Origin of the sequence: Mycoplasma struthionis (assembly GCF_003855455.1) — a bacterium.
Taxonomy (GTDB): Bacteria; Bacillota_I; Bacilli_A; order Mycoplasmatales; family Metamycoplasmataceae; genus Metamycoplasma; species Metamycoplasma struthionis.
In genome coordinates this window covers 291,296-308,010 of record NZ_CP034044.1, presented here as the reverse complement: position 1 = coordinate 308,010, position 16,715 = coordinate 291,296, and the positions used below count along the sequence as shown (strand labels likewise).

Annotated in this window: 18 protein-coding genes and 2 tRNA genes; 12 read left to right on the top strand and 8 right to left on the bottom strand. The window is 27.1% G+C overall.

From position 1 onward, the window contains the following. Positions 1-5: 5 nt before the first annotated feature. The 3 genes from EGN60_RS01260 to EGN60_RS01250 form a co-directional block, all read right to left on the bottom strand. On the bottom strand, positions 6-320 hold the full coding sequence (locus EGN60_RS01260) for a thioredoxin family protein (protein ID WP_245979694.1): 315 nt from the start codon (positions 318-320) through the stop codon (positions 6-8). 23 nt (positions 321-343) lie between these two features. Continuing rightward, positions 344-1,777 (bottom strand): proline--tRNA ligase, encoded by a 1,434-nt coding sequence (gene proS / locus EGN60_RS01255; RefSeq protein WP_124724291.1) that lies wholly within the window; start codon positions 1,775-1,777, stop codon positions 344-346. A 70-nt stretch (positions 1,778-1,847) separates the two neighbouring features. Then, positions 1,848-3,038, bottom strand: a complete 1,191-nt coding sequence (locus EGN60_RS01250) for a phosphopentomutase (RefSeq protein ID WP_124724290.1) — start codon at positions 3,036-3,038, stop codon at positions 1,848-1,850. A gap of 299 nt (positions 3,039-3,337) precedes the next feature. Between EGN60_RS01250 and EGN60_RS01245 the strand changes: the two genes are divergently transcribed. The 3 genes from EGN60_RS01245 to EGN60_RS01235 all read left to right on the top strand — a co-directional run bounded on the left by EGN60_RS01245 (position 3,338) and on the right by EGN60_RS01235 (position 6,742). Further along, a complete protein-coding gene (locus tag EGN60_RS01245; RefSeq protein ID WP_124724289.1) occupies positions 3,338-4,180 on the top strand; it encodes a variable surface lipoprotein in 843 nt (280 codons plus the stop codon). Between the two features lie 185 nt (positions 4,181-4,365). Continuing rightward, on the top strand, positions 4,366-5,787 hold the full coding sequence (pyk, locus tag EGN60_RS01240; protein WP_124724288.1) for a pyruvate kinase: 1,422 nt from the start codon (positions 4,366-4,368) through the stop codon (positions 5,785-5,787). 151 nt (positions 5,788-5,938) lie between these two features. Next, on the top strand, positions 5,939-6,742 hold the full coding sequence (locus tag EGN60_RS01235; RefSeq protein WP_124724287.1) for a hypothetical protein: 804 nt from the start codon (positions 5,939-5,941) through the stop codon (positions 6,740-6,742). An 18-nt stretch (positions 6,743-6,760) separates the two neighbouring features. Here the strand turns inward: EGN60_RS01235 and EGN60_RS01230 are convergent, their stop codons facing one another. After that, a complete protein-coding gene (locus tag EGN60_RS01230) occupies positions 6,761-7,570 on the bottom strand; it encodes a hypothetical protein (RefSeq protein ID WP_157977610.1) in 810 nt (269 codons plus the stop codon). Between the two features lie 94 nt (positions 7,571-7,664). Next, positions 7,665-7,748 (bottom strand) — tRNA-Leu (locus EGN60_RS01225). Between the two features lie 57 nt (positions 7,749-7,805). Here EGN60_RS01225 and EGN60_RS01220 point away from each other — a divergent pair. From EGN60_RS01220 to EGN60_RS01210, 3 genes are read left to right on the top strand one after another with little or no spacing between them, the layout of a single operon-like run. Then, entirely contained in the window at positions 7,806-8,291 is a 486-nt protein-coding gene (locus tag EGN60_RS01220) for a dUTP diphosphatase (protein ID WP_124724285.1), read from the top strand. Then, positions 8,291-8,965 (top strand): chromate transporter, encoded by a 675-nt coding sequence (locus tag EGN60_RS01215; RefSeq protein WP_124724284.1) that lies wholly within the window; start codon positions 8,291-8,293, stop codon positions 8,963-8,965. The genes EGN60_RS01220 and EGN60_RS01215 overlap by 1 nt, the downstream gene beginning before the upstream one ends. Further along, positions 8,965-9,630, top strand: coding sequence for a chromate transporter (locus tag EGN60_RS01210; RefSeq protein ID WP_124724283.1), 666 nt, complete (start codon positions 8,965-8,967; stop codon positions 9,628-9,630). The genes EGN60_RS01215 and EGN60_RS01210 overlap by 1 nt, the downstream gene beginning before the upstream one ends. A gap of 59 nt (positions 9,631-9,689) precedes the next feature. On the opposite strand, the gene arcA is transcribed toward EGN60_RS01210, so the two are convergent. Next, on the bottom strand, positions 9,690-10,922 hold the full coding sequence (arcA, locus tag EGN60_RS01205; protein ID WP_124724282.1) for an arginine deiminase: 1,233 nt from the start codon (positions 10,920-10,922) through the stop codon (positions 9,690-9,692). 281 nt (positions 10,923-11,203) lie between these two features. Between arcA and rpoE the strand changes: the two genes are divergently transcribed. The 5 genes from rpoE to gap all read left to right on the top strand — a co-directional run bounded on the left by rpoE (position 11,204) and on the right by gap (position 14,438). Next, positions 11,204-11,461: a DNA-directed RNA polymerase subunit delta gene (gene rpoE / locus EGN60_RS01200; RefSeq protein WP_124724281.1), complete on the top strand. Its 258-nt coding sequence runs from the start codon at positions 11,204-11,206 to the stop codon at positions 11,459-11,461. A 36-nt stretch (positions 11,462-11,497) separates the two neighbouring features. Further along, positions 11,498-12,367, top strand: coding sequence for a class II fructose-bisphosphate aldolase (locus EGN60_RS01195; RefSeq protein ID WP_124724280.1), 870 nt, complete (start codon positions 11,498-11,500; stop codon positions 12,365-12,367). Continuing rightward, positions 12,333-13,217, top strand: a complete 885-nt coding sequence (locus tag EGN60_RS01190; protein ID WP_124724279.1) for a thermonuclease family protein — start codon at positions 12,333-12,335, stop codon at positions 13,215-13,217. Before EGN60_RS01195 ends, EGN60_RS01190 begins: the two co-directional genes overlap by 35 nt. Before the next feature lie 44 nt (positions 13,218-13,261). Continuing rightward, a tRNA-Ser gene (locus EGN60_RS01185) sits at positions 13,262-13,355 on the top strand. Between the two features lie 78 nt (positions 13,356-13,433). After that, positions 13,434-14,438: a type I glyceraldehyde-3-phosphate dehydrogenase gene (gene gap / locus EGN60_RS01180; protein WP_124724278.1), complete on the top strand. Its 1,005-nt coding sequence runs from the start codon at positions 13,434-13,436 to the stop codon at positions 14,436-14,438. Positions 14,439-14,490: 52 nt separating this feature from the next. Here gap and msrA read toward each other — a convergent pair whose 3' ends face one another. Both msrA and EGN60_RS01170 read right to left on the bottom strand, forming a co-directional pair. Next, a complete protein-coding gene (gene msrA / locus EGN60_RS01175; RefSeq protein WP_170149952.1) occupies positions 14,491-14,961 on the bottom strand; it encodes a peptide-methionine (S)-S-oxide reductase MsrA in 471 nt (156 codons plus the stop codon). A 55-nt stretch (positions 14,962-15,016) separates the two neighbouring features. Next, positions 15,017-16,285: a DDE-type integrase/transposase/recombinase gene (locus EGN60_RS01170; RefSeq protein ID WP_157977609.1), complete on the bottom strand. Its 1,269-nt coding sequence runs from the start codon at positions 16,283-16,285 to the stop codon at positions 15,017-15,019. Between the two features lie 32 nt (positions 16,286-16,317). Between EGN60_RS01170 and EGN60_RS01165 the strand changes: the two genes are divergently transcribed. Continuing rightward, on the top strand, positions 16,318-16,662 hold the full coding sequence (locus tag EGN60_RS01165) for a hypothetical protein (RefSeq protein WP_124724275.1): 345 nt from the start codon (positions 16,318-16,320) through the stop codon (positions 16,660-16,662). The last annotated feature ends 53 nt before the right edge of the window (positions 16,663-16,715 follow it).

The window sequence follows — 16,715 nt, the reverse complement described above, 5'->3', positions numbered from 1 at the left end:
TTTTATTATTTAAAGTTTTTTAATAATTCTTCAGCAGGCATGTAACCAACACTTTGATTTACTAGTTTACCATCAACATAGTAGAATAATGAAGGAATGCTTGTAACACCCATTTCACGAGCGAAATCTGTGTTTTGATCAACATCAACGCTGTATACATTAATGTTTGAGTTTTCTGAAGCAAGTCTTTGTAGTTCAGGTCCTACCATTTGGCAAGGTCCACATCATGTAGCTCTAAAAGCTAAGATTGATTTTCCTTCTAAGTGTTTTTCAGCTAATTCTTGTTTTGAAGTTTCTAAATACATAATTAGTCCTTTCATTTTTTATTTATAAATATTTTTAGTTAATAAGCTTTTGCAAAAATAACAAATCTTTTTGATTTTTTATTAGTTCAAAAACAAACATCATTTTTAGGAATAAAAGGCAATTCAAAAGGCATGCAACGTGTTGAAGCTCCTGTTTGCTCTTTTATTTTAGTTTCATCTTGACCATCGCCTTCAAAAGCACATAAAACTCATTTGCCTAATTCAATAGCATTTTTAAATTCTTCATAATTATTTATTTCAACTATATTTTCATATAATCTTTTTTTAGCTTCTTTATAAAGATTTTCTTGAATTTCATTTAATAGTTTTTGAATCTCATTAGTTACATTATCTAAAGAAACTAGTTTTTTTTCTAATGTGTCTCTTCTTATTAATTGAACTTGGTTATTATCCAAATCTCTAGGTCCAATTTCAACTCTTAAAGGAGTACCATGAATTTCTGAATTAGCTGCTTTAAAACCAGCTCCTTTATCACTGTCATCAATTTGAGATTCTATATTTAACTTATCTAACTCACTTTTAATTAATAAAGCTGTTTCATGTATTTTAGGATTTTTATTAGCAAATATTTCAATAATATCTACGGCGATTGGAGCAATTTTTGGTGGAATAATAATTCCTCTATCATCTCCATGTGTCATTATCAATGCACCTAGTAAACGAGTTGAAACACCTCAACTTGTACCATATGCATTTTCTAAAACATTGTTTTGATTTTTAAAAGCAATATCAAAAGGTTTGGTAAAGTTTTGACCAAGGTAATGACTTGTACCAGCTTGTAAAGCCTTACCATCTTTCATCATTGCTTCAATAGTATAAGTAAAATCAGCACCTGAAAACTTTTCGTGTTCAGTTTTTTGACCCACCATAACTGGAATTGCTAAATATTCTGAAACAAATTTTTCATAAATTAGCAACATTTTTTCTGTTAGTTTTTTAGCTTCTTCTGCATTTGAATGCATTGTGTGACCTTCTTGTCATAAAAACTCACGTGTTCTTAAAAATGGATTTGTTGTTTTTTCTCATCTTAACACATTAACTCATTGATTATAAATTAAAGGGAGATCATTATATGAACCAATCTCATTTTTAAATAAATCAGCAAAAAGAGTTTCGCTTGTAGGTCTAATATAGTATTTTTCAGCTAATTTTTTGCCACCAACTTCTGTTACTGTTGCTAATTCTGGATTAAATCCTTCTAAATGATCTTTTTCTTTTTGAAGCAGAGATTCAGGAATTAAAAGAGGTAAATATACATTTTTAACACCTACTTTTTTAAACTCACGATCCAAATTCAAACGAATATTGTCTCAAATCCCAAATGATAAAGGTTTAAAAATAATTGAACCTTTATTTGCTCCATAAGCCATTAAATCACCATTTTGAATTACATCAGTATATCATCTAGCAAAATTTTCTAATTGTGGGGTTATCTTTTCTAATTTTTTCATACTATATTTATTTTATACAATTTTTAAAAATTTCTTTAATTTAGAAACTAAAAAGCGCACAAGACGCTTTTTAAACTAATTTATCAAAGATATCTTCACCAGTTTCTACTAAAGGAACGTTTCAGTTTCTTGCTACTATATTTCCAGCAGTTCCTAAACCTTTTAGAGGTTCTTTAAATACTTTAGGTTCTTTAAATGATTTTGAAAATACAGTTAGAGGTAATGCTTCACGGCTGTGATCTGTTCCTTTTGTTGGGTCATTTCCGTGATCTGATGTCATTATTAATAAATCGTCTTCTTTTAAAGCGTTAATTAATTTTGTTAATTTAACATCTAATCTTGAAACGTTTTGGCTATATCCAACAGGGTCTTGACGGTGTCCATAGTGACTATCAAATTGAACTAAGTTAACAAATACAAATTGATTTTTTGAATCACTTGAAGCGATATCAATAGCTATGTCCATGTTTTCATCATCTGAAGCAGGACCATAAACTTTATTAATACCTACACCACTAAAAATATCTTTAATTTTACCAACAGCAACAACATCAACGCCAGCTGCTTGTAAATCTTCTAAAATAATATGACCAGTTGGTTTATTTGCATAATCATGACGGTTAAAAGTACGTGTAAATTTTCCGTTTTCATAAACAAAAGGTCTTGTTATAATTCTAGCTACGTTTCATTCAGGACGTGATGAACAAATTTGACGAGCTTTAATTCCATATTCAGTTAGTTTTTCAACACCTAAAGTTTTTTCATCACCAATGATTTGTAATGTTGAATCTGGAGATGTATAAATAATCATATCTCCTTTTTCCATGTGTTGATGTCCTAATTCTTCTAAAATAACTGTACCTGATGCTTCTCTATTTCCAATTATTTTTCTACCATCTCATGCTTTTGATAATTCATCTAATAAATCTTGTGGAAATCCGTGTTCAATAAATTGTGGGTTAGGAACTTTTGTATAAATTCCCATCATTTCTCAGTGTCCAGTTAAAGTATCCTTACCATTTGATAGTTCATGAATTCTTCCTACATATGCTAAAGGATTTTTATTTCTAGCTACATGTCCAGCCACTTTTGCTACTTCTGTAATTCCCAATTTTTTTCAAGTAGGAATTTCTAGAGGTAAAGCTTCAGAAGCATGAAGTAAACTATTTGCTCCTTCATCATGGAATTCTTTTTGTCTAGGTTCTTCACCAATTCCTAGACCATCTGTTACTATAAAAAATACACGATTAAATTTAGGCATATTTCTTCCTTTTTAAATTGATAAAATAAATATATATTAATAATAAAAGAACATTAAATATTACCTTTAATGTTTTTTACATTATTATTTTACTATTAAAAAATAAAATGTTAATTTGAATTTTTAAACTTTTTTAGCCGTTTATTAACTTAAAAGAGTTTTAAAAATTTTTTTTGCAAAAAAAAAAATAGCGCTTTTTTTATGTAAATATTTCTTCACTACTTTAATATATATATATTATATATAAATTATGTGTTATATTTTAGGCGTAAACAAATATCTAAATAAAGGACATATATATGAAAACTAAAAAATTTGTAGCACTATTAGGTGTAATCTTACCTGTAGCTGCACTACCTGCTATAGCAGCTTCTTGTGGAAAAACAGAAGAAAAGAAAACTGAAGAAGTAAACCCAACTCCTGCTCCAACACCTGCCCCTACTCCTGAACCAGCTCCTGCTCCAACTCCTAAAGAAGGAACAGGATCAAATGAAGGAACAGGAAATGATGGATCAGGAACAACTTCACCAAACACAACTCCTGCTGTAGCACCTGTAACAGCTTCACCAGCTGAAATCGCTGCAGCTAAGGCTGAAAATGCAAAAACTGTAAATACTCTTAAAGAAGGTCCAAAACTTTTATTAGCACAATTCGAAAAATTAATAACAGCTGTAAATGCCGAAAATAAAGATGCAGGAGCAATGGTTACTAAAATAAGAGATGATTTTAAAAAAGATTATGAAGCTAAAAAAGATTCAGATGATAAAGACGTTGTTATGTCTTTAAGAAGAGAAGGAAGCGCAGCATTAGAAAAAGCAAAAAAAGTTGTCGTTGAATTCGCTAGAACGATTGCTCAAGAAGTTGTAGACTACTATAATTCTTTAAGTGTTGAAAACCAAAAGAAATACGACTCATATAGACGCCAAGCAGAAGCAAGATTAAAAGTAAACACTTCAAATGACATGGGAAGTATGCTTTATACCGCCAACAAATTGAAAGAACAAATGGATGCTGTTAAAGCTCAAATAGAAAAAGGAAAAATTGCATCTCTACCTAATTCAAAAGAAGTAGGAGATGATGATAAAGACGATCAAAAAGAAAATGATAAACAAGCAGCTGAAAAAGAAAAAGCAAAAAGATAATAATAAATTAAATAATTAAGTAGTAATTTTATTACCTTAATTATTTTTATTTACTAGATTTTTTAATTGAAAAAGATTGAATTTTTAAGTTTTTTCTTTTACTAAAACTTAAAAATGGTAATATTTTAGTATATTATAAAATAATATTATGATCAATTCAATAAAACTTAAATGAAGGAGAACTTATGAAGTTCAATGAACAAAAAACAAAAATAGTTGCAACAATTGGTCCAGCATCAGACAATTATGAAACATTGAAACAATTAATAGAAAATGGAGTTACAACAATCCGTGCTAACTTTTCACACGGAGATGGTCCAAGTCACCAACATAAATTTGAATTAGCTCGTCAAATTTCAAAAGAATTAGATCGTCCTATTTCTCTACTTTTAGATACAAAAGGACCTGAAATTAGAGTTGGTAAAATGGAAAATGATGCAGTTGAAATTCCTGCAAATCACATTATTAAAATTACAACTGGCGAAGAAGCTTACAAAACACATTTAGGAACAAAAGATGAAATTACAGTTTCATATAGAATGGACCAAGATGTTAAACCAGGAGATAAAGTTTTATTAGATGATGGTAAATTAACAACAATAGTTCAAGAAGTTAAAGAAAAAGCAGTTATTGTTAAAACTTTAAATTCACACAAATTAAAAACTAACAAAAGAATTAACATTCCAGGCGTTGATTTCTCATTACCATTTTTAGGTGAAAAAGATAAAAATGATATTGCATGAGGTGCAAGATATAAAGTTGATTATATTGCTGCTTCATTTGTTAACTCAGCCAAAAATGTTCAAGAAATAAGAGAAATTTTAAAAGCTAACGGTGGAGAACACATTCAAATAATTTCAAAAATTGAATCACAAATGGGTATAAAAAATATAGATGAAATTATTGAAGCTAGTGATGGAATTATGATCGCTCGTGGGGATTTAGGTTTAGAAATTCCTTACTATGATGTTCCTTACTATGAAAAGAGAATTATTAGAAAATGTCGTTTAGCAGGTAAAGAAGTTATAGTTGCAACTCAAATGCTAGACTCAATGGAAAACAACCCAATGCCAACAAGAGCTGAAGTAACTGACGTTTACTATGCAGTTGAATTAGGAGCTGATGCTACAATGTTGTCAGGAGAATCTGCAAGTGGTAAATATCCTGTTGAAGCTGTTAAAACAATGGCAAGAATTGCTAAAAGAGCAGAAGAAGAATACTACGGTGAATTATTCTACACAAGACAAATTGAAAAAGTAGCAAACCATCCAAGTCAAAGAATGTTAATTGCTTATGAAGTTGCTAAAAAACTAGAAAAAGGTGAATACAAATTTGCTATTGTATTAAGCCACAGTGGTAGACTTTTAAAAGAAATTGCTAAATATCGTCCAAATTCATACATCATTGGTGTTGTAAGTGACGATAAATTAGTATGAAGCTTTGGTGTTACATCTTCAGTATTTTGTGAAAAACACTCAGAAGCAGTAAGAAACTTAATTAAATTTGATCATGAAGCTGGTAAAAAAGTTTTAGCTGATTATGGTGCCAAAAAAGGTGACAAGTTTATTGTTGTTGATAGTTTAAACATAACAGAACACGAATATTAATTAAAAATCTAAAGAACAAGTTTTTAAGAAATTTGTTTTTTTTTTTGAGACAATTTATAAATATATTAATTTATAAAATAAAAAGGAAAATAATGAAAAGATCAAAAAACTATTATTTTTATTAGCAACTCCTTTACCATTAGTTGCTATTTTGCCTGTTGCAATGAGTTGTGGAAGCAATTCAAATGCCGACAAAACAACAACCAAAAATGTTGAAACTCCAGACAGTACATCTAAAGAAGGTACTGAAGGTGCTCCTGCAGTTGAAAAAGAAAACAAAAATCCTGAAAGCGCAGGAAATCAAAACGGAAATGCTTTATCTCAAAACCCACCAGCAACTACTGAAACAGCAGAAAAGGCTCAACCATCAGCCCCTAAATCAACTGTTACAGAATTACCTAATACACAAAGTCATCCAAATGTTCCTGCAAAATTTAAAGCAGACTTTTCAGCAAAAACTAATTTAACAAAATTATCACTAAATAAAGTAAGTGAAATTGCAAAACTTTCAGAAAAAGGAATTAAAGGTGAAGATTTAGTTTATTTAAGAGCTGTTAAAGGTGTGAACTTCATAAATCATGCAAAAAAATTAATTAATGGAAGATTCCAAGTTACAGTTAAAAATGGTAAAAAACCTGTTGTTAAGGCGATGACTTTAAATGAATTAAAAAACGGTATTGTAAATAAAAACGTAACAAAATTAAGAGATTATGCAGTTGACGAATTAAACAAATTAAAAACAACAACAGTAGAAAATAATTTAAAAAATGGTGCTATGATTAAAAAAGGAAATAATGTTATTGGAAGAACACAAACATTATTAAATCTATTAGCATTTTTATATGTTAATAAAGATCAAAACTACACACCAAAACAAGCTGAATTAAAGAAATTTAAATATGTTGACGAAAAAAACAAACCTGTTGATTTACATGCTATTATGATAAAAAAATAAATTCCGTTAATTCGGAATTTATTTTATTTTACTGTTTGCTGAACTTAATTTTTTAAAACCATAGTTATTAAATGAAAGCATTAAGAAATCATTATAAGATTCATGGTTTTTGGTTTTTTTAATAATATACATTTGGTATGTAAAAATTGAAATTGAAATAACTAAAACTGAAGTTGCAATTATTAAAAGCAATCTTGAAACAGTTCTTAATGATTCTTCATTATTAATTAATAAAATTACTAATCATAATATTATTGCAAAGAATGCAAATGGAATTAATATATTATAAAAAACAGTTCTTATTATTGCGCTCTTTTTTTCTTCTTCAATATTGTTTTCAATAAAGCTATATTTAGCAAAATCGGCGTTTATTTCATTAACTAAATTTTCATATTCTAATGAGGAAGCAGAATATTCTAATATTTTAGCCATCGCTTCAATAAATTTTTCTTTGCTCATTCTTTTTTTAGCTGTATAAAATTCTGCTAATCTTGCATCTTTTAAAACATTACATTTAGATTTATTTTTTAAAGATGTTAGAAAACTATATAGTTGAAAATAATCAGTTATTGAATTTCTTTTAAATAAATCAATAAATAGAAATCCAAATAAAACTCAAATTAACCCAGTTCCTATTCCCATTAAAATACTAATTACAAAGTCATTAGCAATTTTTAAAAGTTCATGATATCTGTTGTTTAAGGTTATAACTATATAAACTAAAACTAGTCACAAAATAGCTAAAGCCATAAAAACTAAGAAAAGAAATCATACTGAGTGAATTTCTAATGTCGTTATTTTTCTTAATTCTTTTTTTCTATTGTTCATCATTTCTCATTTCTTAATGTATATATATTATAATGAAAAAAATCACTAACTTAAATTTGTTAGTGATTTTTTAAATTTTGATACAAATTGTATATGGTGCTCCAGACTGGACTTGAACCAGCACGGCTCTCACCGGTTGATTTTGAGTCAACTGCGTCTGCCATTCCGCCACTGGAGCATTTTTTAACTTATTTTACATTATACCAATTTATTGCTCTTATGTTATAATTTAACTATGAATTTAGAAGAGATATTTACAATGCAAAAAGCTTTAGATAAAAAAATAGCAAATAAGATTTTAGAGCAAGATAAAGAAAATATTGAAACAAAAATGGCTATTGCTTTAATAGTTGAATTAGCAGAATTTGCTAATGAAATAAAAACTTTTAAATATTGAAAAATAGATAAAAGTACAGACAGAGAAAAAATTCTCGAAGAATTTGCAGATGGTATTCATTTTCTAACTTCAATGGCTTATAAAACCAATTTAAATAGTGAAATTAAATTAATTTTTAAATCACAAGACTTTAATTTACAATTAGCATATACATTTAAAATATTTACAAAACTACTTTATAAATTCAACAAAAGAAATATTAAAAAAGCTTATGGACTATATTTAGCATTAGGCAAATTAGCCAACATTGAATATGAAGACATTATTCAATCATATTTAAAAAAGAATGCTAAAAATTATCAAAGAATCGAAGAAAATTATTAATGAAAAATATTAATCAAAATACTAATGAATTTAAAAAACCTTCATTTTGAAAAGTTTTTTGATTCATAATATATATTTCTTTTATTGGCTTTGGCGGCGGAAATGCTTTAATGCCGGTAATTAAAAAAGAAGCTGTAGATAAACAAAATTGATTATCAGAATCTGAATTTGATAGAGTTGTGATAATAACAAATATGTTGCCTGGGGCCAGTGTTATTGAAGCTATAGGATATGTTTCAATAAAATGTTTGGGCTTTTGAAAAGGTTTAATTGTAACTTTAGTTGCAATATTACCTCATTGTTTATTATTTTTTGGACTTTTTTTAGCTTTAAGCTATGTACCTAAAAAATATTTATATTTAGTTTCTTTAGGTGTTTTAATTAGTATTGTTGGTTTTTTAATCAATTTTGGAGTTAATTATTTAAAAAAGAGTTATAAAAAAATGCCTGTTGCATTATGACTATTTTTATTTGTTTTTACTTTACTTTTTTCATTATTAATTCCAGTTCCTTATAATATGCCTGTTTTTGTTATGGTTTTAATAATCGTAATTTTCTTTATAGTTTTTAAAATTCAAAAAAGAAATGCAAAAAGATTAAATTTAATTAATCAAAAAAATGAAAAGGAAAATATAGAAAAAATAAATATTGAAAGTAAAGAAGGTGATAAATAATGCTAGCTTTACTTTTATCAATTCCATTACTTATTTTTGTCTCTTTATCAATATTTGGTGGTGGTCAAGTATTTATGCCTGTTTTTCAATGGATGTGAAGATTGCTTGATCATATATTTAAATTAAATATAACTGATGACAAAATTAATCAAGTGTTTTCAATAGCTAATGCAACGCCTGGTGTCGTTTCAACTAAATTTGGTTTAATTACTGGATATTTAGTTGCTAATGGCGAGTGGTGAGGTTATTTAGCAATGATCTTAACTTATTTAGTTTTTGCTTTACCTGCAGTTTTAATGATTTATTTTTCAATGAAAAAAGTAAATCAGTTTTCAAAAAATGAAGGTCTTAAAAAACTTTTATTAATAATGAATCCTGTTGTTGCGGGAATTGTTATTGCTTTAGCTATACAAATAATTATTTCAACAATGTTTCCTTATTTAGTTTTTAATGAAGGAGTAAATAATTATTTTGGTTTAATAAATGAAAAACAATCTGAAAAAGTTGCTTTTTTTAAAGGATGAAGACAAATAGTTTTATATATTTGAGTTCCATCAGGAATAATAATGAGTTATATAGCTGCTAGAAAAAAAGTTCCTTTATGAGCTATATTACTTTCTAGTTTAATATTTACTTTTATTATTTTTCAACCTTGATTAAATTAAAAACATCTCAAATTAATGAGATGTTTTTTTAGCTAATTTCTATATATTCCAATATTATATTATCATTTAACGTCTTTACGTGCTAAAGGCATTGACATACAACGAGCATTACCCATACCTAGTGATAATTGGTTACCGTGGAATGGAAGAACTTTAATTCCAGCTTTTTCTAAAGCAGCATTTGTTTTTTCATTACGTGAGTATCCAATAACAACTCCTGGTTTAATTGCTAAGTAATTTGTTCCGTCAAAGTGTGTTTCACGTTCGATATCGATTAATGAAGCACCTTCTCCGGCGATAGGAATTAAAACAGGTTTTTTGTTGATAATTGATGCTAATAAACCTTCTAGTGGTAATCCACTTTTTACAGGTTGAGGTTCATCTCCTCCGTTAACTAAGTCATAGTCTCAGAATTCGAATACGTCGTTTGCAATTGGTGAGTATAAGAATTTATCTTTATCTAACATTGTTAGTCAGGTGTCTAAGTGCATTAAGTTTGTTCATTTAGGAACATTAATTCCAACAATACGTTTGAATTCACATTCTTTATTTGCTTTAATGTTTTTAGCTAATAATGTAATTGTTTCTAAGTCAGTTCTTTCTGAAACCCCAACAACTAATGTATCGTTATTATAAACGAATACGTCTCCACCTTCGATTGATAATTTTAGAGATGGGTCGTAGTATCATGGTGTTGATGTTAATTTAGGGTGATTTGAAAAAATGAATCTTGAGAATAATGTTTCACGTTGACGAACTTTGTAACGCATGTAGTGAATTGTAACCCCATTACCTACTGATGCAAATGGGTCACGTGTAAAGTATAGGTTAGGCATTGGATCAACAACTAATTCACGTTCTGATTCAATTCCTAAATCATATTTGGTTAGCCCTGCCATCATGAATTCAACCATTTCTCTTGTTGATTTTCTTGATAGTAAAAAGTCTTTAACGGCTTTCCTTTCAACTTCGCTTAAAACTGGGTCTGAATCTTCTAAAAATTCTTCCATTAATTTAGCTTTAGCTTCAGGTGATGCTAATTCATATGTTTCAGTAACTAAGTCAGTTAATTCTACAACGTTAACACCTTGTTTTTTTAATTCAGCAACAAAGCCTTGGTGTTCTTTTCTAGCATCATGACTTTCTAAAATGGCTGAGAATAATAATTCATCTAGCCGAGCTGGTGTAATATAATCAATTTCACGTCCAGGTTCGTGAACTAAAACACTTTCTAATTCACCGATTTCTGAATAAACGTGGATTCCTTTAAATTTACTGTCAAATACAGACATTTTTTTCCTTTCAAAATTAGATCTTAAAATTCTATGTATAAGTAATTAGGGCAACCAAAGTAGTTTTATTACCTGATTGTGAAAATTTTATCTTATACATAATAATTATATTCTTTATTTTTTCATTCTTGCATTAAGGCTTTTTTTTAGTAAAAAAAGTATAAAAAATAGTCTAAAAAGTAATTATTCTTATTTTTTTCTCGCTAAATTATTATTTTTGTCTTAAAATCTATTAAAATATTTTAGCAGTGAAATAATTTAAACGGTTAAGGAGCGAGTATATGGAATACAAAAGTTTAGTAGATGTTGCCAAAAGCATTCTAGATGAAAATGAAAATTTAGAATTTGCAACATTATTTGAAGGTGTTAAAGAACAACTATTTTCACGTTGAAGAGATGAAACACCAGAAGAAATTTCAGATCAAAAAATGCTTGAAAATAAAAGAGGCGAATTATATCGTTTATTAACAATCGATGGCAGATTTTTTTACAATAATAATGGAACATGAACTTCATTAAGACGAGAAGAAAGAAACTAGTGTTATGCTAGTTTTATTTTTTTAGAAAGGAAAAATATGAGAAAAATTAGTGTTAGAAAATTAATAAAAAATTCATATTTACAAAAATATGTTTTGTTTCAAATAAATATTAATAATCTTGAATGATTAAAAGCAATAATTAGCGCAGTTAACAAAATAAAAGCTGTAATTATGATTGGAATAACACCTTCAGCAGCTAAATATTTTGGTAGCTTTGAAATAGCAGTTAAACTTTCTAAATTAATGATTAAAAATGCTAATTTAGAAAATAATATTTTTGTTCATTTAGATCATGGCAGTTATGAAGATGCTAAAAACGGACTTGAAAAATTCGATTTTGATTCAGTCATGTATGATGGTAGAAAAGAAAGTATTCAAAAAAATCTTTCAAACTGTCTAGAACTAATTAAGTTAGCTAAAAAAAATCAAGCTATTGAAGCCGAACTAGGATATATTGGTGGAATAGAAGATAATGAATTTAATCCAGGTTCTTTATGTAAATTAGAAGATGTTAAAGAAATAAAAAAAGCAAATATAGATATGTTAGCAGTTTCAGTTGGTAATATTCATGGAGAATATCCTAAAAACTGAAAATCACTTGATTTTGATTTACTTAACTCAATAAATAATGAATTTAAAAAACCTTTAGTCTTACATGGTGCTAGCGGTTTGCCTTTTAAACAACTTTATAAAGCAATTGATGAATTTGGAGTAAGAAAAATCAATATAAACACTGATTTGCAAATTGAAAATGCAAAAGCTTTAATATCTTTTATAAATTCAAATAATATTATTGAAAATAAGCTTTATCATCCTAGAAAGTTATATGAAACCTCAATTAAAGCAATGGAAGATTATTTATTAAACTTGTTTGAAAAATTTAAAGAATTTATTTTACAAATTTAAAAAATTTATTTCACTTTTTTTAATCTTATTTTCTTTTAGTTTAATTTCTTGCAACCTCTTTAAAGATTCTACTAAAGCCTTAACTAAAAAAATAACACAACCAAAAAATACAATTTCAAAAGCTAAAGAAATTCTTGAAAAAGTTTCAATGCCTCTAGAAACTCATTTTTTATTAGATTCATTAATTGATGAAACACAAGAAGCATTAAAAGATTATGAATTAAGCAATATTCAAAAACTACAAAAAATTAACAAATTAAAACATTTTTTAAATAATATTAATTTTCTTAAACCTAAAACTCTTTTTGATTATCGTGAATCAAAAACAATTCAAATTAATAAATTAACTCACATCTGAATAAAAGAAATAACTGATGGAGATACTTTTGTTGATTCTGAAAATAGAAAATATCGTTTTGCAGGAGTTGATACACCTGAAACAAAAAAGCGTGTTAATAATATTTGAAAATTAACAAACGGAATACAGTATAAATTTGGTTTAAGAGCTAAAAACTATATATCTAAAATAATAAATGAAAAAGCTTTAGCAATTTATGTGTTGCCTTTTATAAATAATAAAAATAAAAGTTTTCATGACCATTATAAAAGAATATTAGCTAAGGTATATTATTTAAACAAATGAGATAATAAATTTTATTTACTAAATGAAGAATTAATTGCATTTGGTTTAGCTAGAATGCATTATATATCATTAAATAAAGAAGATTTTTATTATACAAAAGACATAGAATTTTTTAATATTTTAAATAATGCAAAAAATTTAGCACAAACAAATCAGTATGGAATTTATAACCTAAATAATAATATTGATGAAATTTATCCTAATTAATTATTTAAAAAATAAAAAATAAGTTATAATTTAAAAATGGTACTGGGTAAGTACTCAAGTCGGTCGAAGAGGCGGTCCTGCTAAGACTGTAGGGGTGATAAAACACCCGCGGAGGTTCGAATCCTCTCTTACCCGCCATTTTTTTTATTTTATTTTTTTAATATTTTAAAAAGTTTTATAATTTATAATGCATTAAAAAAATAAAATGGAGGAAATATGAAATCTAAAATAGCTATTAATGGATTCGGAAGAATTGGTCGTTTAGTTTTTAGACAAATTTTTGATGATCCAAATCTAGATGTAGTAGCAATTAACGATCTAACAGATGCTGCAACATTAGCACACTTACTAAAATATGATACAGCTCACGGTGTAATGAAAGCTGAAGTAACTCACTCAGGAAATTCAATTGTTGTTAATGGAAAATCATTCCCAGTTTATAGTGAAAAAGACCCAGCTGCTTTACCTTGAAAAGAATTAGGTGTTGATATCGTTGTTGAAGGAACAGGAAGATTTGTTGATGTTGAAGGAGCTAGCTTACACATTAAAGCTGGAGCTAAAAAAGTTTTAATTACAGCACCTGCAAAAGGTGATGGAGTTAAAACAATTGTTTACTCAGTAAATGAAAACACTTTAACAAGCGATGACAAAATTGTTTCAGCAGCTTCATGTACAACAAACTGTTTAGCACCAGTTGTTAACGTTTTAGAATCAGAATTTGGAATTGTAAAAGGTTACATGACAACTATTCACTCATTTACAGCTGATCAAAGACTACAAGATGCTCCTCATAAAGACTTAAGAAGAGCTAGAGCTGCTACAGAAAACATCATTCCTACTTCAACAGGTGCTGCTAAAAGTATAGGTAAAGTTATTCCTGCTTTAAAAGGAAAAATGAATGGTATTGCACTTAGAGTTCCAACAATTACAGGTTCAATAGTTGACTTAGTAGTTGAACTTAAAAAAGATACTTCAATTGAAGAAATTAACAATGCAATGAAAAAACATTCATCAGAATCATTTATTTACACAGAAGACCCAGTTGTATCAAGTGATATTATTGGAACAACTGCTGGATCAGTATTTGATTCACAACTAACCGACATTTTAGAAGTTGATGGCAAAAAAATGTACAAAGTTTATTCATGATATGACAACGAAAGTTCATTCGTTTCACAATATGTAAGAACTTTAAAACATTTAGCAAAATTAACAAAATAATAAATTATAGTTCAAAAATTAAAAAGAGGTCTCCCTCTTTTTTTTATACTATTTAAAACTTAATGTGACATGCTACTGAGGGATTTTTATCTGAATAATCCTGGTGGTATTCTTCTGCTAAAAAATAATTTTCTAACTTTTTATTTTCTGTAACTATAGGTTTAGAATAATTTTTTGCTAATCTATTCAAAGTATTTTTTATTATTTCATAATCACTATCAATTTCATAATAAATTCCATTACGATATTGAGTTCCATAATCTACATCTTGAAAATTTAATGCTGTAGGATCAATTACAGCTAAAAGTTTTTCAATAATTTGTTCTAAACTTATAACTGACTCATCGTAATATAATTCAGTTGTTTCTACAGCATTAGTTTTTCCTGTTTTAACTTCTTTATAAGATGGATTATTAAATATTGAATTAGCATAACCTACTGTACTAAATTTAATTCCTTTTATTGTTTTAAAATATCCTTGAACACCTCAAAAACAACCGCCTGCTACATATATTCTTTTCATTAATTCTCCTTAAAAATCAAAAGTTATGTAAATAATATATATTAGGATAAAAAATTTAGACACAAAACGCTATATGTTGATTAACAGCATATGGCGTTTTATATTCCATATTCGATTGTGGTCTATCTAAGTTATATCAAACCACAAATTTGTTAACTATATTATACACATTTAATAAATTCATTTTACTGGTATCGTAAAAATCGAATAATTCTCTTTGAAAAATTGAAAACAAATATTCCGAAGGTCTATTAGCTAATGAATTCCCTTTTGGTGACATAGATTGTTTAATGTTGTTGGTTTTTAAAAAGTCCCTAAATTTATTATTTGCATACTCTATACCATGGTCGCTATGAAAAATTTGAGGTTTTATTTTAAATTTCTTAATGGTTTCATCTAATAATTTAATAGTTGAATCAGCGGTTCTTTCTTTTGACAATGTTCAGTTTAAAATTGAATTTGAAAATGTTTCAGTTAAAACATGTAAGTAGTATCATTGTTCTTTGACTCTTACATATTTAATATCCGCATGAATTGTTTGAGCGAAAAAAGATGATGAAAAATCTCCTTTTAAAAAGTCATAAGTTCATATTTTATCGTATTTAGCTTCTTTCGGTGGTCTTGATTTGTTTGAACGCACATATGACAAAGATTTATATTGACTTTTTTCATAATTTATTCTAAAAACATATGAAGAAACATATTTTTTTGTTGATCTTATATATTTATAATAGAGTTTGTCCCTACCTATAACTAATCCTAATTTTTCAGCTTCTGCTAAAATCCAATCAATAATTTCTTGTTTAATATATTTTTCTTTAGAATCTTTTTTTTGTTTTTTAAGATAGTTAGAGTAAATAGAAGTTCTGTTTATATCAAAGATTTCTGCTAGAATTTTCATTCTGCAGTTTTTAATATTTTTTTCGTCTTTTCTTTTCTTAACTTTCTCAATTATATCTGAATTTGTTATCCCATGCTCTTCTAATATTTCTTCTAAGACATCTTGATAAAATTGTCTTTCATATTCATTTAAGTCATTTATGCTTATTTTTCTTTTTCGACCTGATTTACCTTTTTTTGGAGCAATTCCCGTTTTAGATTTGAGTAATTCCATATCTAAATTATACAAGTTGTATCAATCTGTAATTAGCATTTTGGCATATTTAAATGGGTTTCTTTTATTCTTGTATTTTAAATAATTTTCTTTATATCTTTCTTCTCAGAAATCTTCAACAAAAGTAATCATCGCCATTTCTAAATCTTTTTCAATTAAAATTTTTATATATTTTAGTTTTTGTTCTGCTGTAAACTGTTTTCTTGACATAAAAAAACACATTCCTTTCTTTTAAATGGAATGTGTCTATAAATTTTTATCCTAGTTTAGGTCCAAAAGTTTATTTAATTCTTTTAGTAACAATTATGGAAAACGACAAAAAATATGACGCAATTCCTTATTACATTGCCATTCCATTAAAGAACCTAAATAAAGTTCAAGAAGAATTATCAAACAATAGAAAAGAAATGATTAAAGAAGTAAAAGAATCAAAAGAATCAGAAATACTAGACTTTTTTAATAAAAATCCTGTTTATGAAAGAACTATAATAGACTTTTTTGGCGGTGTTAAACATTTAAGTAATATTTCAAAAAATGTAAAAGAAGATAATGTTCCAAATCTTTCTGAGATTTTAAACAAAAAATAATTTTTTATTTTACTTTTCTATTTTTATTTAATGCTTTTAGCAATTAAATAAAA